At 57.0% G+C, this 21,272-nt stretch carries 21 protein-coding genes; 15 read left to right on the forward strand and 6 right to left on the reverse strand.

The genetic code is table 11. The features are described from left to right. The first annotated feature begins 1 nt into the window (after position 1). From C4N23_RS11370 to C4N23_RS11385, 4 genes are read left to right on the forward strand one after another with little or no spacing between them, the layout of a single operon-like run. Positions 2 to 1,780, forward strand: a complete 1,779-nt coding sequence (locus C4N23_RS11370; protein WP_112146151.1) for a CotH kinase family protein — start codon at positions 2 to 4, stop codon at positions 1,778 to 1,780. Beyond that, positions 1,773 to 2,543 carry a polyphosphate polymerase domain-containing protein gene (locus C4N23_RS11375; protein WP_112146153.1) on the forward strand — a complete coding sequence of 257 codons (771 nt, stop codon included), beginning with the start codon at positions 1,773 to 1,775 and terminating at the stop codon, positions 2,541 to 2,543. Before C4N23_RS11370 ends, C4N23_RS11375 begins: the two co-directional genes overlap by 8 nt. Positions 2,544 to 2,562: 19 nt before the next feature. After that, entirely contained in the window at positions 2,563 to 3,228 is a 666-nt protein-coding gene (locus tag C4N23_RS11380; RefSeq protein ID WP_055187589.1) for a DUF4956 domain-containing protein, read from the forward strand. After that, complete coding sequence (locus tag C4N23_RS11385) at positions 3,221 to 4,567, forward strand: DUF4832 domain-containing protein (RefSeq protein WP_181567124.1); 1,347 nt, start codon at positions 3,221 to 3,223, stop codon at positions 4,565 to 4,567. Before C4N23_RS11380 ends, C4N23_RS11385 begins: the two co-directional genes overlap by 8 nt. A gap of 96 nt (positions 4,568 to 4,663) precedes the next feature. Here C4N23_RS11385 and C4N23_RS11390 read toward each other — a convergent pair whose 3' ends face one another. Further along, on the reverse strand, positions 4,664 to 5,824 hold the full coding sequence (locus C4N23_RS11390; RefSeq protein WP_112146157.1) for a phosphoglycerate dehydrogenase: 1,161 nt from the start codon (positions 5,822 to 5,824) through the stop codon (positions 4,664 to 4,666). Then, positions 5,824 to 6,906: a 3-phosphoserine/phosphohydroxythreonine transaminase gene (serC, locus tag C4N23_RS11395; RefSeq protein WP_097839971.1), complete on the reverse strand. Its 1,083-nt coding sequence runs from the start codon at positions 6,904 to 6,906 to the stop codon at positions 5,824 to 5,826. The genes C4N23_RS11390 and serC overlap by 1 nt, the downstream gene beginning before the upstream one ends. Positions 6,907 to 7,216: 310 nt before the next feature. Between serC and C4N23_RS11400 the strand changes: the two genes are divergently transcribed. The 4 genes from C4N23_RS11400 (at position 7,217) to C4N23_RS11415 (ending at position 10,415) form a co-directional block, all read left to right on the forward strand. Continuing rightward, on the forward strand, positions 7,217 to 7,645 hold the full coding sequence (locus tag C4N23_RS11400) for a BlaI/MecI/CopY family transcriptional regulator (RefSeq protein ID WP_242983781.1): 429 nt from the start codon (positions 7,217 to 7,219) through the stop codon (positions 7,643 to 7,645). Between the two features lie 137 nt (positions 7,646 to 7,782). Next, positions 7,783 to 8,958 (forward strand): 23S rRNA (uracil(1939)-C(5))-methyltransferase RlmD, encoded by a 1,176-nt coding sequence (rlmD, locus tag C4N23_RS11405; RefSeq protein WP_112146159.1) that lies wholly within the window; start codon positions 7,783 to 7,785, stop codon positions 8,956 to 8,958. A gap of 134 nt (positions 8,959 to 9,092) precedes the next feature. Beyond that, positions 9,093 to 10,196 carry a GGDEF domain-containing protein gene (locus tag C4N23_RS11410; RefSeq protein WP_112146161.1) on the forward strand — a complete coding sequence of 368 codons (1,104 nt, stop codon included), beginning with the start codon at positions 9,093 to 9,095 and terminating at the stop codon, positions 10,194 to 10,196. 30 nt (positions 10,197 to 10,226) lie between these two features. Beyond that, positions 10,227 to 10,415 carry a FadR/GntR family transcriptional regulator gene (locus C4N23_RS11415; RefSeq protein WP_425349593.1) on the forward strand — a complete coding sequence of 63 codons (189 nt, stop codon included), beginning with the start codon at positions 10,227 to 10,229 and terminating at the stop codon, positions 10,413 to 10,415. Between the two features lie 58 nt (positions 10,416 to 10,473). On the opposite strand, the gene C4N23_RS11420 is transcribed toward C4N23_RS11415, so the two are convergent. Then, complete coding sequence (locus C4N23_RS11420) at positions 10,474 to 10,794, reverse strand: type II toxin-antitoxin system RelE/ParE family toxin (RefSeq protein WP_015537812.1); 321 nt, start codon at positions 10,792 to 10,794, stop codon at positions 10,474 to 10,476. Beyond that, positions 10,791 to 11,084 (reverse strand): type II toxin-antitoxin system RelB/DinJ family antitoxin, encoded by a 294-nt coding sequence (locus tag C4N23_RS11425; protein ID WP_120120645.1) that lies wholly within the window; start codon positions 11,082 to 11,084, stop codon positions 10,791 to 10,793. Before C4N23_RS11425 ends, C4N23_RS11420 begins: the two co-directional genes overlap by 4 nt. Positions 11,085 to 11,519: 435 nt before the next feature. Between C4N23_RS11425 and C4N23_RS11430 the strand changes: the two genes are divergently transcribed. Continuing rightward, complete coding sequence (locus C4N23_RS11430) at positions 11,520 to 12,494, forward strand: ParA family protein (protein ID WP_112146163.1); 975 nt, start codon at positions 11,520 to 11,522, stop codon at positions 12,492 to 12,494. Between the two features lie 147 nt (positions 12,495 to 12,641). Here C4N23_RS11430 and C4N23_RS11435 read toward each other — a convergent pair whose 3' ends face one another. Next, positions 12,642 to 14,375, reverse strand: a complete 1,734-nt coding sequence (locus tag C4N23_RS11435; protein ID WP_112146165.1) for a restriction endonuclease — start codon at positions 14,373 to 14,375, stop codon at positions 12,642 to 12,644. Positions 14,376 to 14,606: 231 nt separating this feature from the next. Here C4N23_RS11435 and C4N23_RS11440 point away from each other — a divergent pair, with 231 nt between their 5' ends. Continuing rightward, positions 14,607 to 14,960, forward strand: coding sequence for a hypothetical protein (locus C4N23_RS11440; protein ID WP_112146167.1), 354 nt, complete (start codon positions 14,607 to 14,609; stop codon positions 14,958 to 14,960). A 347-nt stretch (positions 14,961 to 15,307) separates the two neighbouring features. Here C4N23_RS11440 and C4N23_RS11445 read toward each other — a convergent pair whose 3' ends face one another. After that, complete coding sequence (locus tag C4N23_RS11445; RefSeq protein ID WP_112146168.1) at positions 15,308 to 15,835, reverse strand: YcxB family protein; 528 nt, start codon at positions 15,833 to 15,835, stop codon at positions 15,308 to 15,310. A gap of 133 nt (positions 15,836 to 15,968) precedes the next feature. On the opposite strand from C4N23_RS11445, the gene C4N23_RS11450 reads away from it, so the two are divergent. The 5 genes from C4N23_RS11450 to C4N23_RS11470 all read left to right on the forward strand — a co-directional run bounded on the left by C4N23_RS11450 (position 15,969) and on the right by C4N23_RS11470 (position 21,271). Then, positions 15,969 to 17,501, forward strand: a complete 1,533-nt coding sequence (locus C4N23_RS11450; protein ID WP_242983782.1) for a sensor histidine kinase — start codon at positions 15,969 to 15,971, stop codon at positions 17,499 to 17,501. Next, the gene (locus C4N23_RS11455) at positions 17,473 to 18,306 is read left to right on the forward strand and encodes a response regulator transcription factor (protein WP_242983783.1); all 834 of its coding nucleotides are present in this window, start codon (positions 17,473 to 17,475) and stop codon (positions 18,304 to 18,306) included. Before C4N23_RS11450 ends, C4N23_RS11455 begins: the two co-directional genes overlap by 29 nt. Then, a complete protein-coding gene (locus C4N23_RS11460; RefSeq protein ID WP_242983784.1) occupies positions 18,303 to 19,316 on the forward strand; it encodes a TRAP transporter substrate-binding protein in 1,014 nt (337 codons plus the stop codon). The genes C4N23_RS11455 and C4N23_RS11460 overlap by 4 nt, the downstream gene beginning before the upstream one ends. 250 nt (positions 19,317 to 19,566) lie before the next feature. Continuing rightward, positions 19,567 to 20,652 carry a TRAP transporter substrate-binding protein gene (locus C4N23_RS11465; RefSeq protein ID WP_097839981.1) on the forward strand — a complete coding sequence of 362 codons (1,086 nt, stop codon included), beginning with the start codon at positions 19,567 to 19,569 and terminating at the stop codon, positions 20,650 to 20,652. 97 nt (positions 20,653 to 20,749) lie between these two features. Then, positions 20,750 to 21,271 carry a TRAP transporter small permease gene (locus C4N23_RS11470; RefSeq protein WP_055192031.1) on the forward strand — a complete coding sequence of 174 codons (522 nt, stop codon included), beginning with the start codon at positions 20,750 to 20,752 and terminating at the stop codon, positions 21,269 to 21,271. Position 21,272 lies beyond the last annotated feature (1 nt).

Consider the following 21,272-nt stretch of genomic DNA (forward strand, 5'->3'; position numbering starts at 1 on the left):
AATGCAAGAACGGAAACTCCCCCGCCGCACGGTGCTGCTGCTGGGGGCCGCGCTGGCGGGGTGGTGCGCCGGGTGCAGCGTGCTCCCGGCGGAGGAAACGGCGTCTTCCAATGGATTTTCCACCGCCAAGGCAGAACCGGTGGAAAAAATGGCGGACACCGGCTTCCATCTGCGGGATAACGACGCGCTGTACACCGTCTACGACGACAGCGGCGTGGTGACCATGTACCTCACCGTGACCCGCGGCACTGAGGCCGAAAACACCGACCACACATGGGAACAGATCAATTCCTACTCTGCTTACGATTACGAGGCCATGCAGGTGCCCCGCTATCAGGTGGAGGGGCTGCTCCAAGTGGGGGATGAAAGCGGCCCGGCGGCTTCGGAGGTGGGTTACGGCGAAACGGTCCCCAACGCCACGGTGCAGATCCGGGGCCAGACTTCCAGCCGGAATGCCCAGAAAAACTACAAGATCAAGCTGAAAAAGAATAAGGGGAGCTGGCGGGGCCAGCGGACCGTGGCGCTGAACAAGCATCAGGGCGACGGGCTGCGCTTCCGCAACAAGATGGCCTATGACCTCATCCGGGGCATCCCGCAGATGATGGGGCTGCGCACCCAGTTCGTCCACCTCTACGTCAAGGACAAGACCCAGACCGCTGGGGCCTCCTTCGTGGATCACGGGCTGTACACCCAAGTGGAGCAGCTCAACAAAACGACCCTCCGGGCGCACGGGCTGGATGAGAACGGCCAGCTTTATAAGGTGAACTTCTTTGAGTTCCTGCGCTATGGGGATGTGATCCGGCTCAAGACCGACCCGGCCTATGACAAAACGGCCTTTGAGCAGCTTCTGGAGATCAAGGGCAGCGACGACCACCAGAAGCTCATCGAGATGCTGGACGTGCTGAACGACGAGACCTCCCCGATGGAAGACCTCTTCGAAACGACCTTCGACACCGAGAACATCGCCTACTGGATGGCGTTCCAGATCCTGCTGGGCAACACCGACACCCAGAGCCGGAATATGTACCTCTACAGCCCGCTGAACAGCAAGCGGTGGTACATCCTCGACTGGGACAACGACGCCATGCTCTCCCGCACCGAGTGGGAGTACCGCAATTACTCCGACAGCCTGAGCTGGGAGCGGGGCGTCAGCAATTACTGGGGCAATGTGCTCTTCCGCCGTTGTCTGCAGACAAAGCGCTTCCGGCAGGAGCTGGACGCCGCCATCGAAGAATTGTTCCGGTACTTCAGCGCGGACCGCATCGGGGAGATGACGGCGCGCTACCGCAGCCTTGTGGAGCCTTTCGTCTGGCAGCAGCCGGATCTTCTCCACGAGCCGCTGAGCCGGGAGGAATACGACAGGGTGGCGAACAGTCTGCACAAGGAGATCACCGAGAACCGGGAAGCGTACCGGGAAAGCCTGAAAAAGCCCATGCCTTTTTACATCGGGGTGCCGGAGCCGCAGGGCGACGAGCTGCGCCTGATGTGGGACGCCTCCTTCGACTTTGCCGCCGAGGACATCACCTATACGGCGGAGCTGGCGAAGGACTACCGGTTCACCACGACCTTCTGGACCGAGGAGAACATCCGGCTGCCGGAAACGGTGGTCTATGCCCTCCCGGCGGGGCATTACTTCCTGCGGGTGCGGGCCGCAAACGAGTCCGGCTATACACAGGATGCTTTCGACTACTACGTGATGGAGACCGGCAAAGCCTACGGCATGAAGAGCTTCTTCGTGGAGGCCGACGGCAGCGTGACGGAGGATTTTTACGATGAGTGAACCGCACGCAGCCGCCGTTTTGCAGCGGGCCGCTCCGCCGAAAACACGCCGGAGCGAAGTGTACCGCCACGAGCTGAAGTACCGCATCTCGTATGCCGAAAAGGCGGCGCTGGAACTGCGGCTGGCCCCGCTGCTGCGCCGGGATGCCCACGCAAAGCCCGGCGGCTACCGGATCCGGAGCCTCTACTTCGACGACTGGTGGAACTCCGCCTATGGGGAGAAGGAGGCCGGGGTCTTCCTGCGCAAAAAGTACCGCATCCGCATCTACGACGGCAGCGATGCCGTCATTAAGCTGGAGCGAAAAAAGAAGGTGGGCAGCTACATCTATAAGGAAGATGCCGCCCTCACCCGCGAGGAAACGGAGCGCATCCTGCGGGGGGACTACGGCGTTCTCCTCGCGTCGCCCCAGAACCTCTGCCGGGAGTTCTATGTGGAGTGCGTCTCCCATGTCCTGCGTCCCCGCGTCCTCGTGGATTACGAGCGGGAGGCGTGGGTGCTGGACGAGGGAACCGTGCGCATCACCTTTGACCAGAACGTCCGGGCCGCTGTGGGCGGCTGGAATCTGTTTGACCCAAAGCTCCCCACCCTGCCGGTGCTGGACCCCGGCACGCTGGTGCTGGAAGTAAAGTTCACCGAGTTTCTGCCGGAAGTTCTCCGCCAGCTCCTGCCGCCCAAGGCGCAGGAGTGGACGGCAGTGTCCAAATATGTCCTCTGTGCGGACAAAACGGCCTACCGCCACGGGTTTTCCGGCTGGAACGACTAGAAGGGAAAGGAACGCAGCTATGAGTGTCAAGGACTTTATCAAGAAATCGGTGCTGGAAGGCTTCAGCCCGTACAATGTGCCCCAGATGGCGGGGGCCCTGCTGGCGGCGCTGGCCATGGGGGTGCTGATCTACTGGGTGTACCAGCGGTTCTACGCGGGGGTCATCTTTTCCCGCAGTTTCGCCATGACCTTGGTGGGCATGTCCGTCCTCACATGTATGGTCACGCTGGCCATCAGCTCCAATGTGGTCATCTCGCTGGGCATGGTGGGTGCACTGTCCATCGTGCGGTTCCGCACGGCGGTCAAGGACCCGCTGGACCTGCTCTATCTGTTCTGGTCCATCACGGCGGGCATCACCACCGGCGCGGGGATGTACCTGCTGGCCGTGGCGGCGTCGGCGGTGATGATCGGGGTGGTGGTCTTCCTCTCCCGCTGGCAGACGGCGGGCCGCAGCTATGTGGCGGTGCTCCACTATCAGGGCGAAAAGCCCGGCGACGAGATCGTCCGGGCGCTGGGGCGGAACAAGTTCGCCGTCAAATCGAAGACCCTCCGGGCCGAGGGCACCGAGCTGGCCGTGGAGGTCTGCTGCCGGGACAACGCCAGTGAGGTCACCGACCGGCTGCGCAGCATTGAGGGCGTGGAGGACGTGACCATGATCCAGTACAATGGCGAGTACCATGGCTGAGCGCCGGACCGCGGCGGCCGCAGCCTGTCTGCTGCTGGCGGGGTGTCTGCTCTGGGCCGGGCGGAAGCACACGGCGGTGTACCAGCCGGACGAAACGGCCTTCCCCAATGCGCAGATCGGCTATGCGCCCGGTGTGCTGGATACAGGCCCGGACGAGCCGGCTGTGACCCTGCGCTACCTCGGCCTGACGTGGCGGGAGCTGGAGCCGGAAGAGGGCGTCTATGCGTGGGAGGCCATCCAGCAGACCTGCCACCTCGATGCCCTGCGGCAGCAAGGGGTGCATCTGGTCCTCCGCATTCTCTGCGACGAGCCGGGGGCGGAAGCCCACCTCGACATCCCGGATTGGCTCTACGAAAAAACCGGGAACGGCAGCTGGTACGATCTCTCCTACGGCAAAGGCTACTCGCCCGATTACGCCGACCCGGCCTTCTTTGCGGCCCACGCGGCGCTGCTGCGGGCGGTGGGGGAGTGGTTCGGGGCCGATGGCTTTGTCAGCTATGTGGAGCTGGGCAGCCTCGGCCACTGGGGCGAGTGGCACGTAAAGTCCGGCGAGGGGCTGGTGCCCCTGCCGGAGGAAGCGGTCCGTGACCGGTATATGGCCCTGTATCGGGAAGCCTTCCCGGCGGCAAAGCTGCTGGTGCGCCGCCCCTTCCGCGGGGCGGCGGGGCAGGGCTTCGGCCTGTACAACGACATGACCGGCCACGCCGGGGACACCGCCGAGTGGCTGGGCTGGATCGAAAACGGCGGCTGGTATGAGGGCGACCCGGCGGGCCTTTCGCCCATGCCGGATGCGTGGCAGACCGCCCCCATCGGCGGGGAACTTACCAGCCGCATCTCCATGGAACAGCTTCTGGAGACCGGCCTTGACCAGACTCTTTCCCTCGTGAAAAGATCCCACATGAGCTTCCTCGGCCCCAAAACGGCGGATGCCGCTTACCGGACCGGGTACGACGCGGTGCTGTCGGCCCTCGGCTACCGGCTGCGGGTGACGGAAGCGGCGTGGCGGCGGGTGCCGGGCGGCATGGAGCTGACCGTTACCCTTGCGAACGAGGGCAGCGCCCCCTTTTACTGGGACTGGCCGGTGAACCTCTACGCGGAAACGGCAGAGGGCACCACGCTGGAAAAGGTTCCGCTGGGCATCTCGCTGCCGGAACTGCTGCCGGGACAGACCCGGACGGCAAAGGCCAAACTCACCGCCCTGCCCGCACCCTTCTGGGAAGAGCGGGACCGGCGGGTGACCATGGGCATCGTGGACCCCATGACGGGCCGGGATGCCGTCCGCTTCGCGATGCAGACGGCGCAGGAAAACGGCCGCGCTGTCCTCTTTGCGGGGGTCTGAACACAAAAAAGCCTGAGACTTGTGAGGCAGGTCTCAGGCTTTTTTGCTGCCTTGCGGCAGCGATTCAGGAATATAGGAAATGGAGAGTGTCAGAGATCAAAGGATGCGCACCCGGATGACGGCGGGGATGGCGGAAAGCTTTTCGGCCAGCGCCGCATTTACGGCACCGGTGGCATCCAGCATGGTGTAGGCCATGTTCTTTTTGCTCTTATTCACCATGTTTTCGATGTTCAGGCCCGCTTCGGTGGTCAGCGCGGTGATCTGGCTGATCATGCCGGGCTCGTTTTTGTGGATGATGCAGATGCGCTTGCCGCCGGCGCGGGGCTGGACCACCTCCGGCAGGTTCACCGAGTGGGTGATGTTGCCGTTCTTGAGGTAATCGCTGATCTCCAGCGCGGCCATGACGGCGCAGTTGTCCTCGGCTTCCGGGGTGGAAGCGCCCAGATGGGGGGTGCAGATGACGCCCGCCTTGCCCAGCAGGGCTTCGGTGGGGAAGTCGGTCATGTAGCCGGAGACTTTGCCGGCCTCCAGCGCGTCCAGCAGGGCGGGGGTGTTCACCAGCTCGCCGCGGGCATAGTTCAGGATCTTCACGCCGTCCTTGCACAGGGCAAGGGTCTGGGCGTTGATGGTGTCCTTGGTGGTGGGCAGGTAGGGCACATGGATGGTGAGGTAGTCGCACAGCGGGAGCATGTCGTTCAGGTTCACGCAGTGGTGCACTTGGCTGCTCAGGTTCCATGCGGCGTCGATGGAGATGTAGGGGTCGTAGCCGTAGACCTCCATGCCCAGCGCAATGGCGCAGTTGGCCACACGGGAGCCGATGGCGCCCAGACCGATGACGCCCAGCGTCTTGCCCTTGATCTCGTTGCCGACGAACTGCTTTTTGCCCTTTTCCACGCTCTTGGCCATGGCGGCATCCCCCGCAAGGCCCTGCGTCCACTGGGCGGCGGCGGGCACATTGCGGCTGCCCGCGATCAGCATCCCGATGACCAGCTCGGCCACGGCGTTGGCGTTGGCACCGGGGGTATTAAAGACCACGATGCCCTGCTCGCTGCAGCGGTCCAGCGGGATGTTGTTCACACCGGCACCGGCGCGGGCAATGGCCAGCAGGTTGTCGTTGAAGGCGGTGTTCAGCAGGTCGGCGCTGCGCACAAGGATGCCGTCCGGCGTGTCGGTGTCCACCGAGACGTCGAAGAGATTTTTATTCAGCTTTGCCAGCCCCACCGGGCTGATGGCGTTGAGCGTTTTGACGGTATACATTAGGCGTTCTCCTTCCGGAATTTCTCCATGAAATCGACCAGCTTGTCAATGCCTTCGGGGGGCATCGCGTTGTAAATGGAAGCGCGCATACCGCCCACAAGGCGGTGACCCTTCAGGTTGACGAACCCGGCCTCCGCAGCCTCGGCGCAGAACTTTTTGTCCATGTCGGGGTCGGGGCTGGTGAAGGTCACGTTCATGGTGCTGCGGTAGCGGTGCTCCACGGGGTTTTGGAAGAAGTCCTGCCCGTCGAGATAATCGTACAGCACCTTGGCCTTGGCCTCGTTGATCTTCTGCATATTGGCAAGGCCGCCGATGTCGTTTTCGAGGTACTTCAGCACCAGACCGGTCATGTAGATGCACCAGCAGGGGGGCGTGTTGTACATGCTGTCCTTCGCCAGCAGGGTGGTGTAATTCATCATGGTGGGCACGGTGTCCGCCGCGTGGCCCAGCAGGTCGTCCCGCACGATGGCGATGGCCATGCCGGCGGGGGCAACGTTCTTCTGGACGCCGAAGTAGATGCAGCCGTACTTGGTCACATCCACAGGCTTCGAGAGGATCATGGAACTCATGTCCGCCACCAGCGGCACACCCTCCACCTGCGGCACCTCGACGTACTGGGTGCCGAAAATGGTGTTGTTCTGGCAGATGTGGATGTAGCTGGCATCCTTGTCGTAGTCGATGGCGTTGACGTCCGGGATGTAGGTGAAGTTCTTGTCCTTGCTGGAAGCAACGATCTTCACCTCCCCGAACTTGGCGGCTTCCTTGGCGGCCAAGTTCGAGAAGTTGCCGGTAACGAGGTAATCGGCCTTGCCGGTGGTCATGAAGTTCAGCGGCACCATGGCGAACTGCTGGGTCGCACCGCCCTGAAAGAAACCGACCTTGTAGTTGTCCGGGATGTTCATCACCCGGCGCAGGGTGGCTTCGGTCTCGGTGATGATGGCGTCGAACCACTTGCTGCGGTGGCTCATCTCCATCACGCTCTGGCCGCTGCCGCCGTATTCGAGCAGCTCGGCCTGTGCCTGTTTCAGGACTTTTTCGGGCAGCATGCTGGGCCCTGCGCTGAAGTTGTAAACTCGTGCCATAATGAACTCTCCCTTTCCTATCAAGTGCCGCCCGGATGGTCGGCGGCATTGTGCTCTGGATTTGTCCGTAGTATAATGGTTTTGGGGGTGCGAAAACAAGAGCATCTTTGCACAAAGATGTGGCATCTGGCCGCACCCTGAAAGCACAGAACACACAAATGTCCTTAATATAAATACAAAAATAAAGACATTTGTAAAAATATGCTGAAAGACCCGCATTCTGCCTGAAAAGCGCGGCTTGCGGGAAACGGAAAAAACTGCTATACTGGTCAAAACAAAGACGAATGTAAAATCAAAAAAGGAAGAGGTGATGGCAGTGTATGGCCTCTCGGACAGCCTGAAACCGCTCTCGGCAGCGGAGGAACAGGTGCTTCTGGCCGTGTGGAGCTGCAAACCGCCCGCATCCCGGCGGGACATCGGGGAGCGTCTGGCCGAAAAAGGATGGAAACCGGCCACGGTGCTCAATTTTCTCTACCGGCTGGAAGCGAAGGGCTGGGTGAAGAGCGGCAAGGACCAGAACCGCAACATCTACACGCCCACCATCACGAAACGCGCCTACAGCGTCTGGATTATGCGGGAGCGGCTGGACGCCGTTTTCGGCGGGGATGTCGCCGCCGCCGTCCGTGCCCTCGTCAGCGAGAGCGGCTGCTCCCAAAGCCAGCTCGAACAGGCCATCGCCGTGCTCGAAGAAAAACACGCCGAGGCCGAGGAATATGATCTGTATGACCCCTACGGCTAAACCTCTCAGTCTCGCCTCTGGCGAAACCGAACACTTTGCGGGGAATGCCAAGGCCTCCCCTACTAGGGGAGGTGGCAATGCGAAGCATTGACGGAGAGGTTGTACGAAGGAAGACGTAAGATGAGGAGAGATAGAGTATGACCTGCAAAAATCGCGCCAAAAACTGCGGCGGGTGCCCGCTGCTGGAAGTTCCATACCCGGAACAACTGAAACAAAAAGAGGCAAAAGTCCGCGCCCTGCTGGGCAAGTATGGCCCGGTGCACCCCATCCGGGGGATGGAAACGCCGACCCATTACCGCAACAAAGTGATCTCCACCTTTGCAATGGGTTTTGGTGGAAAACTGGTCTCCGGCATCTACGCCACCAAGACCCACAAAGTGCTGCCGGTAGAGCGCTGTCTGCTGGAAGACGAGGTGCTGGACACGGTCATGGAAGCCGTCCGCGCAGCGGCAGCGGCCTGCAAATACCAGCCTTACCATGAGGACAAAGGCACCGGGCTGCTCCGGCACTGTCTGCTGCGCCGGGGCGTCGCCACCGGGCAGGTGATGGTGGTGCTGGTCACAGCCCAGCCGGTGCTGCCGGGCGCAAAAAACTTCGTCCGCGCCCTCCTCGCCGAGGCGGAAAAGCGCAGCGTCCCCGTGACGACCGTGGTCCAGAACTACAACCCCCGCCGCACCAGCGTCGTGTTGGGCGAGCAGGAAAAGGTGCTATACGGCAAGGGCTTCATTCTGGATACCCTCTGCGGCAAGACCTACGCCCTCAGCCCCCGCAGCTTTTATCAGGTGAACCCGGTGCAGACGGCGGTGCTGTACGGCCTTGCCGTAGATGCCGCCAAGCTGACCGGAAACGAAGTGGTACTGGACGCCTACTGCGGCATCGGCACCATCGGACTGACCGCTGCCGACAAGGCAAAGCAGGTGGTGGGCGTGGAGCTGAACCGCGACGCGGTGCACGACGCCATCGGCAATGCCAAGCACAACGGCGTGAAGAACGCCCGCTTCTTCGCCGCCGACGCGACGGAGTGGATCAGCACCGCCGCGGCTGCCGGGGAGCGGGCCGACGTCATCTTCATGGACCCGCCCCGCGAGGGCTCGACCCCGCAGTTCATCGAGAGCGTCGCCCGCATGGCCCCGAAGCGGGTGGTCTACGTCAGCTGCAACCCGGAAACCATGGCCCGGGACCTCGCCCTCCTGACGAAAAAAGGCTACCACGCGGAAGGCTTCACCCCGGTCGATATGTTCCCGAACAGTGAGCATATCGAGGTGGTCTGCGCCCTGTCCCGACAGGAACAACGGAAGCAAAGCCGCCGATGAAGCGTTCCGGGGGCCTTTGGCCGCGAAAATGTGAGAGAACGCGGACCATGGTTGAGAAAGGCACTGCAACGTGATATACTAAAACAGCATATACGTGCCTTGATTACAGAAATCCAAAGGTGAAATGTCTTACAATGAACGGTTATTTTTATGTATTGACGGCCATTGACCTTTTTGTGCTGAGCTTCATGTGCATCCTCACAAAGTTCAGCGAGTCCCTGAACAAGAAGCAGAAACGGGGATTTTTTCTGGCCTTTGCGCTGATCGCGGGGATCTCGGTGCTGGAGGTGGTGACGCTGGCGGTGGATGGCGCACCGGCGGGCTACCGTTGGCTGAACATCCTGTCCAACTATCTGGGGTTCGGCCTCTCCCCAGCGGTGTCCCTCTGCCTAGTGTACGTCATGGACCGAAAAAAGATGGTGAACTTCTGGTTCCGGGCGGCCGTGTGCTGCGAGGGGGGCTACCTGCTGTTCCTTGCCCTGTCCATCCCTGCCGGGCTGGTGTTCTCCGTTAGCGAAGACAACGTCTATTCCCGCGGGCCTTGCTTTTGCATTTACATCCTGATGTACCTTGCGGCCATCGTGTACCTTTCGGCGTCCACCATCGTCACGGCGCGGGAGTTTCAGAACCGCAGCCGGGCGCTGATCTACCCCCTGATGCTCTTTCTGACCATCGAGACCATCATTCAGGTGGCCTTGCCGAGCCTCCACGTTACATGGCTGTGCGTTACCCTGCTGTCGGTGTTGTACTTTATTTATTGCAGTGAGATGTGGAACCAGCTGGACGCCCTCACCGGGCTGCTGAACCAGAACAGCTACCTGAACCGCACCGCAGAGATGCGCCGCAGCGGCGGGGTGCTGGTGGTGTTCGATGTGGACGACTTCAAGCAGGTCAACGACCGCTACGGCCACTTACAGGGGGACGTCTGCCTAGCCGAGATCGCCCGCTGCATCAAAAAAGCCTATGCCCACTGCGGCTACTGTTACCGCATCGGCGGCGACGAGTTCTGTGTGCTGCTGAAAAACGCAGACCGGGAGGCCCGGTGCGCGCAGGAATTTGAGCGTCAGCTGGCACTGCGGCGCGAGGTCGTGCATTGTCTGCCCAGAGTGTCCATGGGGTCGGCACCCATTTCGGGGGAGGATCTGCTGGCTGTGAAAGACCAAGCCGACCGGGAGATGTACCGCTGCAAAAAGGCCCGGAAGGCTGCGATGGAAAGGGCCGGAAGCGGAAGGCCCTGACCCATAGGCTGTACAAAAGGGGAGAAAGCCATGAACGATTTTTCACACTTGAAAAACAAGCTTCTGGCCGAACAGATCGAAGATCAGATCTATCACTACATTCTGGATACCCCCATCGAACCGGGGGCAAAGCTGCCCAATGAATTCGAATTGGGCGAAAAGTTCGGCGTGGGCCGTAGCACCATCCGGGAAGCACTGAAGCATTTTAAGATGATATAAGAAAACGTGGGGAAGTATCTGTAAAAGGTACCGCCCCACGTTTTTTGGTTGTTGGGATTCACTTCATTCTTCGCAGGCGGCGCACAAGGTCAGATGCACTGTACAGCACACGAGCCACCGACACGGCATCCTCGCCCACGATGTAGAATACCGAGTAGTTGTCCACCAACATCTGCCGCAGCCCTTGGGTGCGCTCCGGCTCGCTTTCCACCAGCGCACAGCGTTCCGGCAGGATGTTCAGCGACTGGATGGCTTCCGCAATGCGGTTATACTGCCCCATAGCCGTGTCAGGCTCCAGCAGACGGTCGGCAATATAGCTGTAGATCTGCTCCATATCGCTGAGGGCTGCATGGGAAATTTTTACGTCATACTGCTTCATCTGTGCTGTTCCCTGAACTGTGCGAATGCGCTTGCAGCATCCACAGTATCACCGTTCTGAATCTCCTTAATGCCCACCTGCAAAGCTGCATGAAGCTGGTCATCGGTCATGGTGTCAGCGTTCAGAGCCGCAGGAGCTTTCGGCAGGGACAGCGAGAAGGGGATGCCGCCAGTCAGGGTGATCTGGCGCAGGTACATATCAATGGCGGTTGCCATCGGGATACCGAGCTGCTTCAACACATCTTCGGCCTGCTGCTTGACAGTAGGGTTGACACGAAGATTCAGTGTCATCGTTTTTTCCATGGTTATCACCTCGGCTTTATTGTAACGTATTTTGCGTTGCGAATCAACGAATGTGCCATATATACGGAAAAATCTCCAGATTACACAAAAACGATCTGGAGATTTTGGTAAAGCATTCAAGAATCTTCGGCTGATTTATTGTTTTCTCACGTTATAGACTAGATAAAAATAGTCATATCACAGTGTCGTGCAAATTCTATAGGGGTTTGCTATCTTGACAGACTTTCCTGTGATGATTCCAACATCTTCGGCCTATAACGAATTCGAGATACCATTTTAGTTAATCAAACATAATTTTTTCTTCTTTTTCGAAAAATCATTGCAATTTCACGAAGAAAGCTGTATTATCAATTAGAATTGATGTACTATCATTTCCTGAATTTCAATCATATTTTTCATTCAATCCCACAAAAGGAGGCCTGTATGGTTAGTATCGCTATTTTCAACAACAAAGGTGGTGTCGGAAAAACGACTTATCTTTACCACCTTTCAAATCTTCTCGCTGATGCTGGAAAGAAAGTTTTGATGGTTGACTGTGATAGCCAATGTAATTTAACAGCTTATGCGTTAACTGATGAGCAAATCAGCCAATCTTGGAGTTCTTCCGGAAATAGTATTTATCAAGCTATAAAGCCAATCGCTACAGGTACTGGTGATTATATTGATTGCACTCCTACCTTTGTAAGCAGCAATCTCTACCTCGTTCCCGGAGACATTGATTTAAGCGTTTTTGAGGATCGTTTGGGGGATACATGGTCAAGCGCTGCTACGCAAGAAATTTCTTTGCGCACGCAGGTTGCTATCTATCGTTATGTTAACTTCGAAGCTAAAAAATTATCTGCCGATTTCGTATTATTCGATTTGGGGCCCAATTTAGGTGCTCTTAATCGTTCTGTCTTAGGTGGATGCGATTATTTTATCACACCACTTTCACCGGATTTATTTTCTATTAAGGGTACACAAAATCTTGGAAATAAATTCGTTACATGGAATGAAGAATGGAACCCCATCCTTTCTCGCTGGAGAACCAAGGGATTCAAGGAACTACCTACAGCCAAGCCGAAATTTTTGGGATATGTTATGCAGCAGCATAACCTGCGAACCAATTCGACAGGTATGACGCAGGGCTGGAAAATCTTCGGTGATCAAGTCAACACAGCCGTAATGGAAAATATTGTCGATCGTCTGGCACCTTTGCATCAAGTTGTTTCCCGCGATAATTACTGCTTGGGTGCTATTCCGAACCTTCATAGTTTAATTCCTTATTCTCTTAATGCCAGAAAGCCTGTATATAAATGCACTGGGGCAGATGGATTGAAGGGGGCACACATTAGTAAAGCAAAGTCAAGCGCACAAGATTACTCCCAAATGGTTGATTTCCTCCTTAGTCTTGTTTAGATTTTATATGGAGCCTTAGGGGTGAAAACCAGTTTTATCATTTTCAACTGACTTTTCCTTTGCCAAGCTATTATTGACATTTTCGGCGTAAATCTCGGAATTATGAAAAAGGAATTGACTACTTTATAAATTATGATAATAATAGTTTCACCTAATCATTTTTTCTAAATCTTCTGTTGCACCGATTTGCTCTGCTCTGTGTAAAGCATATTCTTTTAATCCCTTGATTTTTCTCTGTGCTTCTTGTTCGCATTCCTCAGTATCACTTGCAAGGTTTGCCTTTACTTGCTCAACATACCGTTCGATAGTGGCAATCGTTGCATCTATTTTTGCATCACGTTCTTTTCTGAAAAAGGTAAACGACTGTTTTTTCTTCAAAAGATCAGCAATCTGCTGTTGTGTTTGACTTATTGCTACCTGCGCTTTATTTTCAAGTTCCTTTTTTCGGTTTGACATTTCTGCGTTTATCTTTTTACACCCGTCATTGTATACAGTAACTATCGACTGTATTAAAAGTTCTTTTTCCTGTTGTTGCTTAAGCAGCCTTTCCTCTTCCTGCTGCTTTTCAAAAAGACTTTCCCTCTCTCTTCTTTCTTTCTCCTTGAGTATTCTTTCTTTTTCTTGTTGTTCTTTGCATTTTTGCTCTAGTTCTCGGCGTCGTTCCTGTTCAACCATTGACTTAAACTCAATCACACTATCAAACACACTCGCCATTTTTGATTTGTGTTCTTCGATTTTCTTTTTCACCTCCGCATTTCCCTCCCATGGTCTCCAAATCGTGTAAAAATACTCCTCACGCCCAATATATCGCTTCCATTCTTCAAATGTTCCCTTTACAGAGTTTTTAAGAGTATCAAATGCGCGTGCTTCCGGTGTATCTGGCTCATACCAAAAATCCGATGCCATTCCTGAAATCTGAAACAACTCATCTCTTTCCAAGGAATCGAATACTCTTCCAATCAGTGAAAGTGCTATTTGATATTGCTCAGCCCAATAGCTATTTTCCCAGCATTGCAATTCAAAGCCATTAAAACCGTAATCTGTTACTCTTTGGGATTCAGCAAATTTTAGTGCATCGTTCATGCGCTCACAGTTGAACTGAAACTGACTCCCAATCAATGCTCCATACATAACTTTTTGGAGCGTACTCATATATTGTAGTTTTCCCAAAAGAAGATCTGATTTTAACACAGTTTTATTGATGTTTTCCAATTCATCACAATAGCACTGAATTGAACGAACAATTTTTCTGCAACCATTTTTCATTGAGACGCTTAGCCATGCTGTTGCCTTAGTAAATCTATGATATCGATACACTGGCTTCATCATCATTGCAACGCCATGAGAACACGATTTTCGTGATTTTTTCGATGATGACCGCAGCTTCTTTCGAACTTCTTCTTCGCACTCATCCTCCAACAATTTTTGATTTTGAAGATATTCCTGATAGTTTCTAGGCTCATCCGACTGCTGAAACAATTGAGATGTTTTTATTTTTTCCGCATTACTAACCTTATGGGATGGATTTTCAAGTTTTTTATCATCCTTAGGAACATAATCTGCAATGTCCCAGAATTTCACTCGGAGCTTTTGAGCTTTATCCTTTGCCTGTTTCGTTAATTCCGAATTGCTCATAATAACAGCAACGTCGCAGTCATAGTAGGATGCCCCTGTATACGCTTCCTGCACAGCTTTATTGGGAATCTGCCCCTGATAGAGCTTGCATTGAATGCCAAATCGAATTCCGTTCTGTTCTGCAATAATATCAACACCATGGTCGCCGGAACCAGAAGTTACCTCTGCCTTGGTAAAACCTTTTTTCAGCAGACAGTCTGCACAGTAACGCTCAAAGTCCCAACCGCTCATCGAAGAAAAATCCATGATTGACCTCCCGAATCGTTGACATATTTTAAGCTGAGTATAGCACAATTATCCCTAGTGCGCTATACTTCCACCGTATTCTCTTGGGTTTCCAAAGGGACCGCAACACCCCTTTGGCACACGACTTTGCTTGCAAAGTCTAGTGTGTTATACCTTTGCTTCCGGCTGACGCGGGAAAGGGGTTGCGAGAGGCTCCGGCAAGCACCTGTTCTGTGGCAGAAGGATGCGCGGATGGGCGTGGCAGTTGACGGTCTTTGCCCACCCAGCGCAGACTTGCGGAGGAACCAATGGTGTACGTTCTCCTTCCTGCCGCAGCAGTGGTGTTGTACAATAAAAGTTGACACAGGGAACTCAAAGAGCCAATATATAGAAAAGGAGAAACAGGAGGCAAGAAGAGATGGCTCGGAATCACGAGTTGATCGTCTGGAGGAACTTGAACCATACGATGCGGGCAATATGGCGCTTTCACTGGGAGGCGACCTTGGTTCATGTTTTATACAGCCGGATCGGAAGTATATGGAGAACGATATGCAATCCATTATGAATGCCGAACTTGATTTGAGGGCAATCCAGACGATATTCTGAGATATGGTGGAGCGGCTGCTTGCGGCTGGCTGGTGTCTGCGCAATTAGACCATCAAGTGTTTATTTTCAAATTGTTCAAAAACCTCACAAAGAAACTCCATTTTTATCCGGTACAATGTAGACGTACTTAAGAAGACACTGTCCCCCGCGAATGCGAGGCAATAGCCAATGCGGCGGGCAGACTACCAACCATCTCCTGACAGCCGCAAATGTTTGGGAGTTCTCATATACAGGCAGCGCCGCTTTCTCCTCCTTTCCACGGCGCTGCCTGTTTTAGATTCTGCGCAGCAAAAAGCTCTCCGTTTCAACCGAAGCGGAGAGCTTTTTGCATGTTCGGGATCTGGTGTTCAGCGCAGGTCCCGCAGACGGGCGGCGGGGAGGGTGGAACTCAAAAACGTCCACACAGCGTCCTGACTGTCGTTCACGAGGTAGGCTTGGGTCTGCTGGACATAGAGGTAAACGGCATCGGGGGTGCGGTAGGCGATGTGGAGGTCCTGCCACGGGTACTGATGGCTTGGCTCCGGGCGGTCCTGCTCGCCCGCCATCCAGACGGCAAGGCCGGCGTCATCGAACCGGAGGCGGTAGAACGGGCGGGGGAGGCCCAGCTTTTTGATGGTGGTGCGCAGGTCGCGGAAGAAGGTGTAGAAGTACACGGCCGGGAGCCCCAGCGCCACTACGGCCAGCACCACAGCCAGCAGGGCGGCACCTTCCCGCACGCCCACCTGCGACAGGCAGATACAGGAAAACACCAGCAAGATGGCCGTAAAGGCCAGCGGGCGCCGCCAGCGCTTCTGGTGGCGGAACAAGTCGAAGGAGCGGAACTTGTGGAACGATGCGGCGTCCATGGTGATGGAAACGCTGATGGGCTGCAACATGGATAACATCTCCTTTTTTAGGCATAGTACCATATTTTTTTTCGCGAGGCAAGCGCAATCTTGCGCAAATGGCAGAAAACGTGGTAGAATAAGACGATTCATGGTTTGAAAATTTTGCCGGGAGGGGAAGAAAGTGCATCGACAAAGTACGCTCAAGCAGCGGATGATCCTGTGTCTGGCAGCTTTTTTTGTGGCCTTGGCGGCCCAGATCGTGCTGAGCTTTTACCAGTCCGGCACGGTGCTGCGGGAGCTGGACGACCAGATGGGCAACTTCAATGCCATCAGCCGCTTTCAGAACGGCGTGGAGCGCAGCCTGACGGCGCTGGACGAATACCGCTGGGAGTACGGCGACACGGATGCCTTCTTGACAGAGCTGGACAGCGCTTTCTCTACGATGAACGCATGGCTGTGGCGGATTGACGGCAGCCTTGACACCGTGAGCGAGGAGCAGTATCTGCTCTACAGCGCCGTCTGCACCACCTATAAAAGCTACGCAGCCCTCATCGACGAGGTGAAGGCGGATGTTGCCGCCGGGGCCGACGCCCAAGCGGCCCAGCTCTATTATAGTAAAGTCTCGCCCTGCGGCGGATATCTGCGGCAGTATGCCCAGCAGCTATTGAACACCGCCATCTCGGACGCGCAGGGCACCTACATGACCGTCTCGGAACTGAGCAGCCGGGTCAAGTGGGCCCAGACCGTCGTGGTGGGGCTCTGCCTTGCGCTGGGCCTTGTGATGGCGTGGTCGCTGATGCGGCTGCTGACGCCGGTGCAGGAGATGATCGGGGCCTCACAGGCCGTCGTCCGGGGCGAGCTGGACACGCCGGACATCCCGGTGCCCCGGCAGGACGAGATGGGCCGGTTGATCGACGCGTTCAACCGGATGAAACACTCGATGGCCCAGCAGGTGAACACCCTGCGGGAGAAAAACGAGATGGAACAGGCGCTGCACCAGCAGAAGACACAGGCGCTGGAACTGCAGAACCGGATGGAGCGGAGCCGTTTGCAGCAGCTGCGCAGCCAGATCGACCCGCATTTCCTGTTCAACACCCTGAACGTCATCCTGCAGACGGCAGGGCAGGAGACGGCCTACCGCACCCAAGCGCTCATCACGGCGCTGAGCCATCTATTGCGGTACAGCCTGATGAGCAACGACGAGCAGGTGCCCCTCTCCCGCGAGGTACGGATCGTGGACGAGTATTACTCCATCTACCACGTCCGCTTCGGCGAGCGGGTGCAGATGGAATGGCGCATCTCGGACTCCATCGACCTGACCGAGACGCTGGTGCCCTCGTTTATTTTGCAGCCCATCGTGGAAAACGCCTTCAAGCACGGCATCGCCCCCAAGGAAGAGGGCGGCCGGGTCCGCATCCGGGTCAACCCGCTGCGGGACAAGGGGCTGCTGTATATCAGCGTCTGCGACAACGGTGTGGGCATTGCGCCCGAACAACTGCACGAATTGCAGACGGCGCTGGAATCCCCCGACGAGCGGTGGGAGCATATTGGTGTGTACAACGTAGCGGCGCGGCTGCGGCTGCTGGATCCGCGCTGTGCGTTGAAAGTTCGTTCCCATCCGGGGCGGGGCACGGCGGTGAGCCTGTACCTGCCCCTTGTGGAACCCACAGAAGAGGAGGACTTGGATGATGATTCGCTTGTTGATCGCGGATGATGAGCGGCTGGAGCGCGAAGCTCTGGCGGAGATGGTGACGCGGCGGTTCGTGGAGCACGAGATCGTGCTGGAAGAAGCCGAGAATGGCCGCAAGGCAGCAGATACGGCGATCCTGTGGGGGGCGGACCTCATCCTGATGGACATCGAGATGCCGGGCATGAACGGCCTTGATGCGGCCCGCGCTGTGCTGGCTCAGCGGCCCGGCTGCAGGGTCATCTTCGTAACGGCCTACAGCTTGTTCCAGTACGCCCACGAGGCGGTGCATCTGGGGGCGTGCGACTATCTGCTCAAGCCGGTAGACCCGGACGAGCTGGAAGCGTCCATCCGCCGGGCCATCCGGCAGATCGAGACCGAACGCAAGCTGGAAGCGCTGGCCCCCGTCCAGCAGGAGCAGGAGCCTGAAGCGCCCGCCGCGCCGCAGGAGGAAGGCGGGGACGAGAGCAGCCAGAACGCCCTTGTCATGGCGCACGTGCGGCGGTATCTCGAAGACAACTATATGTTCGACATCTCGCTGGACAGCGTGGGCGAGATTTTGCACATCAGCCCGGCCTACCTTTCGGCTCAGTTCAAGAAATACCAGAAGATGAACTTCCTCGACTGCCTGACCGAACTGCGGATCAACGCGGCCAAGGAGCTGCTGAACGACCCCTTCCGCTCCTCGGCGGAGGTGGCCTCCATGGTGGGCTACGAGGACGCCAGCTATTTTGCCCGCGCCTTCAAAAAGCGGACGGGCGTCACCCCCACCCAGTACCGCCGCCAAGCCGCCAAGGCTGCGAAGGGCGAAAAACAGGGGGCGCTGCTGTGAACCGGAAGCTGACCCGGCGGCAGGTGCTGACCGCCGCGGCCGCCGGGGCGGCGCTGACGCTCTGCGGCTGCAGGCAGCAGGAGCCGGAAGAGGCCAAGCCGGAGCTGATCCTGCGCTACGCCGAGAACCAGCCGGAGGACTACCCCACCACACAGGCGGCGCTGGCCTTTGCGGGGCTGATGGCCGACCAGACGGACGGCCGGGTGAAGGTGGCCGTGTACAGCGGCGGAGAGCTGGGAGCCGAGCAGAGTGTCATCCAGCAGATGCAGTTCGGCGGCATCGACTTTGCCCGCGTCTCCCTGAGCCAGCTGGCCGAATACGTCCCGGCGCTGAGCGTATTGCAGCTGCCCTACCTTTACGAAGACGCCAGCCAGATGTGGCGGGTGCTGGACGGCAGCATCGGCGACGATTTTCTGGCCATGCTGGACGAGATGGATCTTGTAGGCCTGTCGTGGTTCGATGCGGGCGTCCGCAGCTTCTACACCCGCGAAAAGGTCACGGATCTGGAACAATTGCAGGGGCTGACCCTCCGGGTGCAGGAGTCGGACATGATGAGCGAGATGATCACCGACCTTGGCGCAGAGCCGGTGCAGGTGGTGTACAGTCAGGTCTATGCGGCCCTCCGCAACGGTCAGATCGACGGGGCCGAGAACAACTGGCCCAGCTACGACGCCATGGGCCATTACGAGGTCGCGCCCTACTTTTTGCAGGACGAGCACACCCGCGTGCCGGAGATCCAACTGGCCAGCACGGCCGCCATCGAAAAGCTGGAAGCCCTTGACCCCTCTTACCCGGAGGTGCTGCGCACCTGCGCGCGGGAGTCCGCCCGCACCGAGCGGCGGCTCTGGGCCGAGCGGGAGGCCCGCAGTGAAAAGGAACTGCGGGAGTGGGGTGTGGAAGTGACCACCCTGCCCGATGCCGAAAAGCAGAAATTCCGCGCCGCCGTCCAGCCTCTCTATGACCGGTTCGCCGATCAGGCGGAGCTGCTGGAGAGAATCAAGGAAAGTTGAGATAAAAGCTTGGAAAATCGAAATGAATTTTATGTTGCATCCTACTCCTTGTCGAGAACGTCAAATTAAACTATAAAAACTTGTGCATATCATCCAAAAGTAATTTTCACATTCTTTCGAAAATCAGGACATTTTTTGAAATCCCTTGTCCCGGCTTAAAAAATTTGCTAAAGTGTGAACAGCGAATGAACGACGGCGCGGGCCCTGTGCAGGACGTGCCGTCCGGAGAAAATTTTAGGAGGATTTACTTATGAAAAAGATCACTCGTCGCAGCTTCCTCGCAGCAGCCGGTGTTTCCGCCGCTGCTCTGGCTCTGACCGCTTGCGGTGGCTCTTCCAACAGCACCACCAGCACCGCTGCTTCTTCCGCTGCAGCTTCTACCACCGCCGGTGATGCAGCCGCTGCTGCTTCCGACCCGAAGGTGACTCTGGTTTACGCCGAGGTCAACCCGCTGGACACCATCGTTGGCCAGACCGCTACCCACTTCAAGGAGAAGGTCGAGGAGCTGACCGGCGGTTCCGTGGTCATCGACGTGCAGGCTTCCGGTGTTCTGGGTTCTGAGAACGACGTTCTGGACGCCATTCTGGGCGGCTCCACTTCCATCGATATGAGCCGTATCTCCGCTTTCGCACTGACCAGCTACGGCTGCAACAAGTCCAAGCTGCTGAGCATCCCCTTCACCTTTGAGAACCGTGCACACTTCTGGAACTTCGCAAACAGCGACCTCGCTCCGGAGTTCCTGAACGAGCCGCAGGAGCTGGGTCTGCCCGTTCGCGGCATCTTCTACGGCGAGGAGGGCTTCCGCCACTTCTTCACCGTCAACCCCGTTTCCGGCATTGAGGACTTCAAGGGCCTGAAGCTGCGTGTGTCCAACGACCCCGTCATGAACGGCATGGTCGAGGGTCTGGGCGCGAACCCCACCGTCGTTTCCTTCGGTGAACTGTACAGCGCACTGCAGACCGGCGTTGTGGATGGCGCTGAGCAGCCCATCGCAAACTACAAGTCCAACGCATTCCCCGAAGTTGCAAACAACCTGATCCTCGACGGTCACACGCTGGGTGCCATTCAGGCTGTTATCACCGATAACGCTTGGGGCAAGCTGACCGAGAACCAGCAGGCTGCCATCATGGAGGCCGGTGCGGATACGCAGGCCTTCAACGCAGATCTGTCTGAGAGCGCTGAGAACAAGGTCCTCGACGAGCTGAAGTCTTCCGGCTGCAATGTCGTCGACGTCCCCGATAAGACTCCTTGGCAGGAAGCTTGCCAGAAGGTCATCAGCGAGAACACTTCGGATCAGGCAGAGCTGTATCAGCAGCTGCTGGACATGAAGGGCTGAGCCTGAGCGTCCGCTCCTAAAGTTGTAAGACGCCCGGCGGGTGGTGACGGGATCTTCCCCGCCGCACCCGCCGGGCTTTTTGTAAGGAGGAATGAACATGCCGAAAATCTTTGACACACTGGATAAGATCAAGCCGGCCTATGACATTACCTACAAAGTGGTGCTTTTCATCTGCAAGATCCTGCTGATCGCGGATATCGCCATCACCACGATGTCGGTCATCGGCCGCTACGTTCCCTTTATCCCGGACCCCGCATGGTCGGAAGAGGTCGTGCTGACCTGCATGAGCTACATGGCCGTTCTGAGCGCTGCGCTGGCCATCCGCCGCGGTGCCCACATCCGCATGACCGCATTTGATGTCTACCTGCCCAAGACCGTGCTGAAGTGCCTTGAGATCCTGTCCGATGTGGCCGTCTTTGCACTGGGCGTCATCATGATGGTGGTCGGCTGGAACTACGCCACCACGCTGGGCGGCCGCGGTTTCTACGTCTCGATGCCTTGGCTGAGCCGCTTCTGGATGTACTTCCCGGTGCCTCTGGCCGGTGTTGCCATGATCATCTTTGAGATCGAGGCCGTCTACAACCACATCAAGAGCTTTTTTGTAAAGGAGGAGAACTGAT

The sequence above is a fragment of the Faecalibacterium hattorii genome (assembly GCF_003287455.1).
Taxonomy (GTDB): Bacteria; Bacillota; Clostridia; order Oscillospirales; family Ruminococcaceae; genus Faecalibacterium; species Faecalibacterium hattorii.

Bases quoted from the DNA above. Each gene is read 5' to 3' on its own strand.
- C4N23_RS11370 (WP_112146151.1), top strand. From the start codon at position 2: ATGCAAGAACGGAAACTCCCCCGCCGCACGGTGCTGCTGCTGGGGGCC.
- C4N23_RS11375 (WP_112146153.1), top strand. From the start codon at position 1,773: ATGAGTGAACCGCACGCAGCCGCCGTTTTGCAGCGGGCCGCTCCGCCG.
- C4N23_RS11380 (WP_055187589.1), top strand. From the start codon at position 2,563: ATGAGTGTCAAGGACTTTATCAAGAAATCGGTGCTGGAAGGCTTCAGC.
- C4N23_RS11385 (WP_181567124.1), top strand. From the start codon at position 3,221: ATGGCTGAGCGCCGGACCGCGGCGGCCGCAGCCTGTCTGCTGCTGGCG.
- C4N23_RS11390 (WP_112146157.1), bottom strand. From the start codon at position 5,824: ATGTATACCGTCAAAACGCTCAACGCCATCAGCCCGGTGGGGCTGGCA.
- serC (WP_097839971.1), bottom strand. From the start codon at position 6,906: ATGGCACGAGTTTACAACTTCAGCGCAGGGCCCAGCATGCTGCCCGAA.
- C4N23_RS11400 (WP_242983781.1), top strand. From the start codon at position 7,217: ATGGCAGTGTATGGCCTCTCGGACAGCCTGAAACCGCTCTCGGCAGCG.
- rlmD (WP_112146159.1), top strand. From the start codon at position 7,783: ATGACCTGCAAAAATCGCGCCAAAAACTGCGGCGGGTGCCCGCTGCTG.
- C4N23_RS11410 (WP_112146161.1), top strand. From the start codon at position 9,093: ATGAACGGTTATTTTTATGTATTGACGGCCATTGACCTTTTTGTGCTG.
- C4N23_RS11415 (WP_425349593.1), top strand. From the start codon at position 10,227: ATGAACGATTTTTCACACTTGAAAAACAAGCTTCTGGCCGAACAGATC.
- C4N23_RS11420 (WP_015537812.1), bottom strand. From the start codon at position 10,794: ATGAAGCAGTATGACGTAAAAATTTCCCATGCAGCCCTCAGCGATATG.
- C4N23_RS11425 (WP_120120645.1), bottom strand. From the start codon at position 11,084: ATGACACTGAATCTTCGTGTCAACCCTACTGTCAAGCAGCAGGCCGAA.
- C4N23_RS11430 (WP_112146163.1), top strand. From the start codon at position 11,520: ATGGTTAGTATCGCTATTTTCAACAACAAAGGTGGTGTCGGAAAAACG.
- C4N23_RS11435 (WP_112146165.1), bottom strand. From the start codon at position 14,375: ATGGATTTTTCTTCGATGAGCGGTTGGGACTTTGAGCGTTACTGTGCA.
- C4N23_RS11440 (WP_112146167.1), top strand. From the start codon at position 14,607: ATGGGCGTGGCAGTTGACGGTCTTTGCCCACCCAGCGCAGACTTGCGG.
- C4N23_RS11445 (WP_112146168.1), bottom strand. From the start codon at position 15,835: ATGTTGCAGCCCATCAGCGTTTCCATCACCATGGACGCCGCATCGTTC.
- C4N23_RS11455 (WP_242983783.1), top strand. From the start codon at position 17,473: ATGATGATTCGCTTGTTGATCGCGGATGATGAGCGGCTGGAGCGCGAA.
- C4N23_RS11465 (WP_097839981.1), top strand. From the start codon at position 19,567: ATGAAAAAGATCACTCGTCGCAGCTTCCTCGCAGCAGCCGGTGTTTCC.
- C4N23_RS11470 (WP_055192031.1), top strand. From the start codon at position 20,750: ATGCCGAAAATCTTTGACACACTGGATAAGATCAAGCCGGCCTATGAC.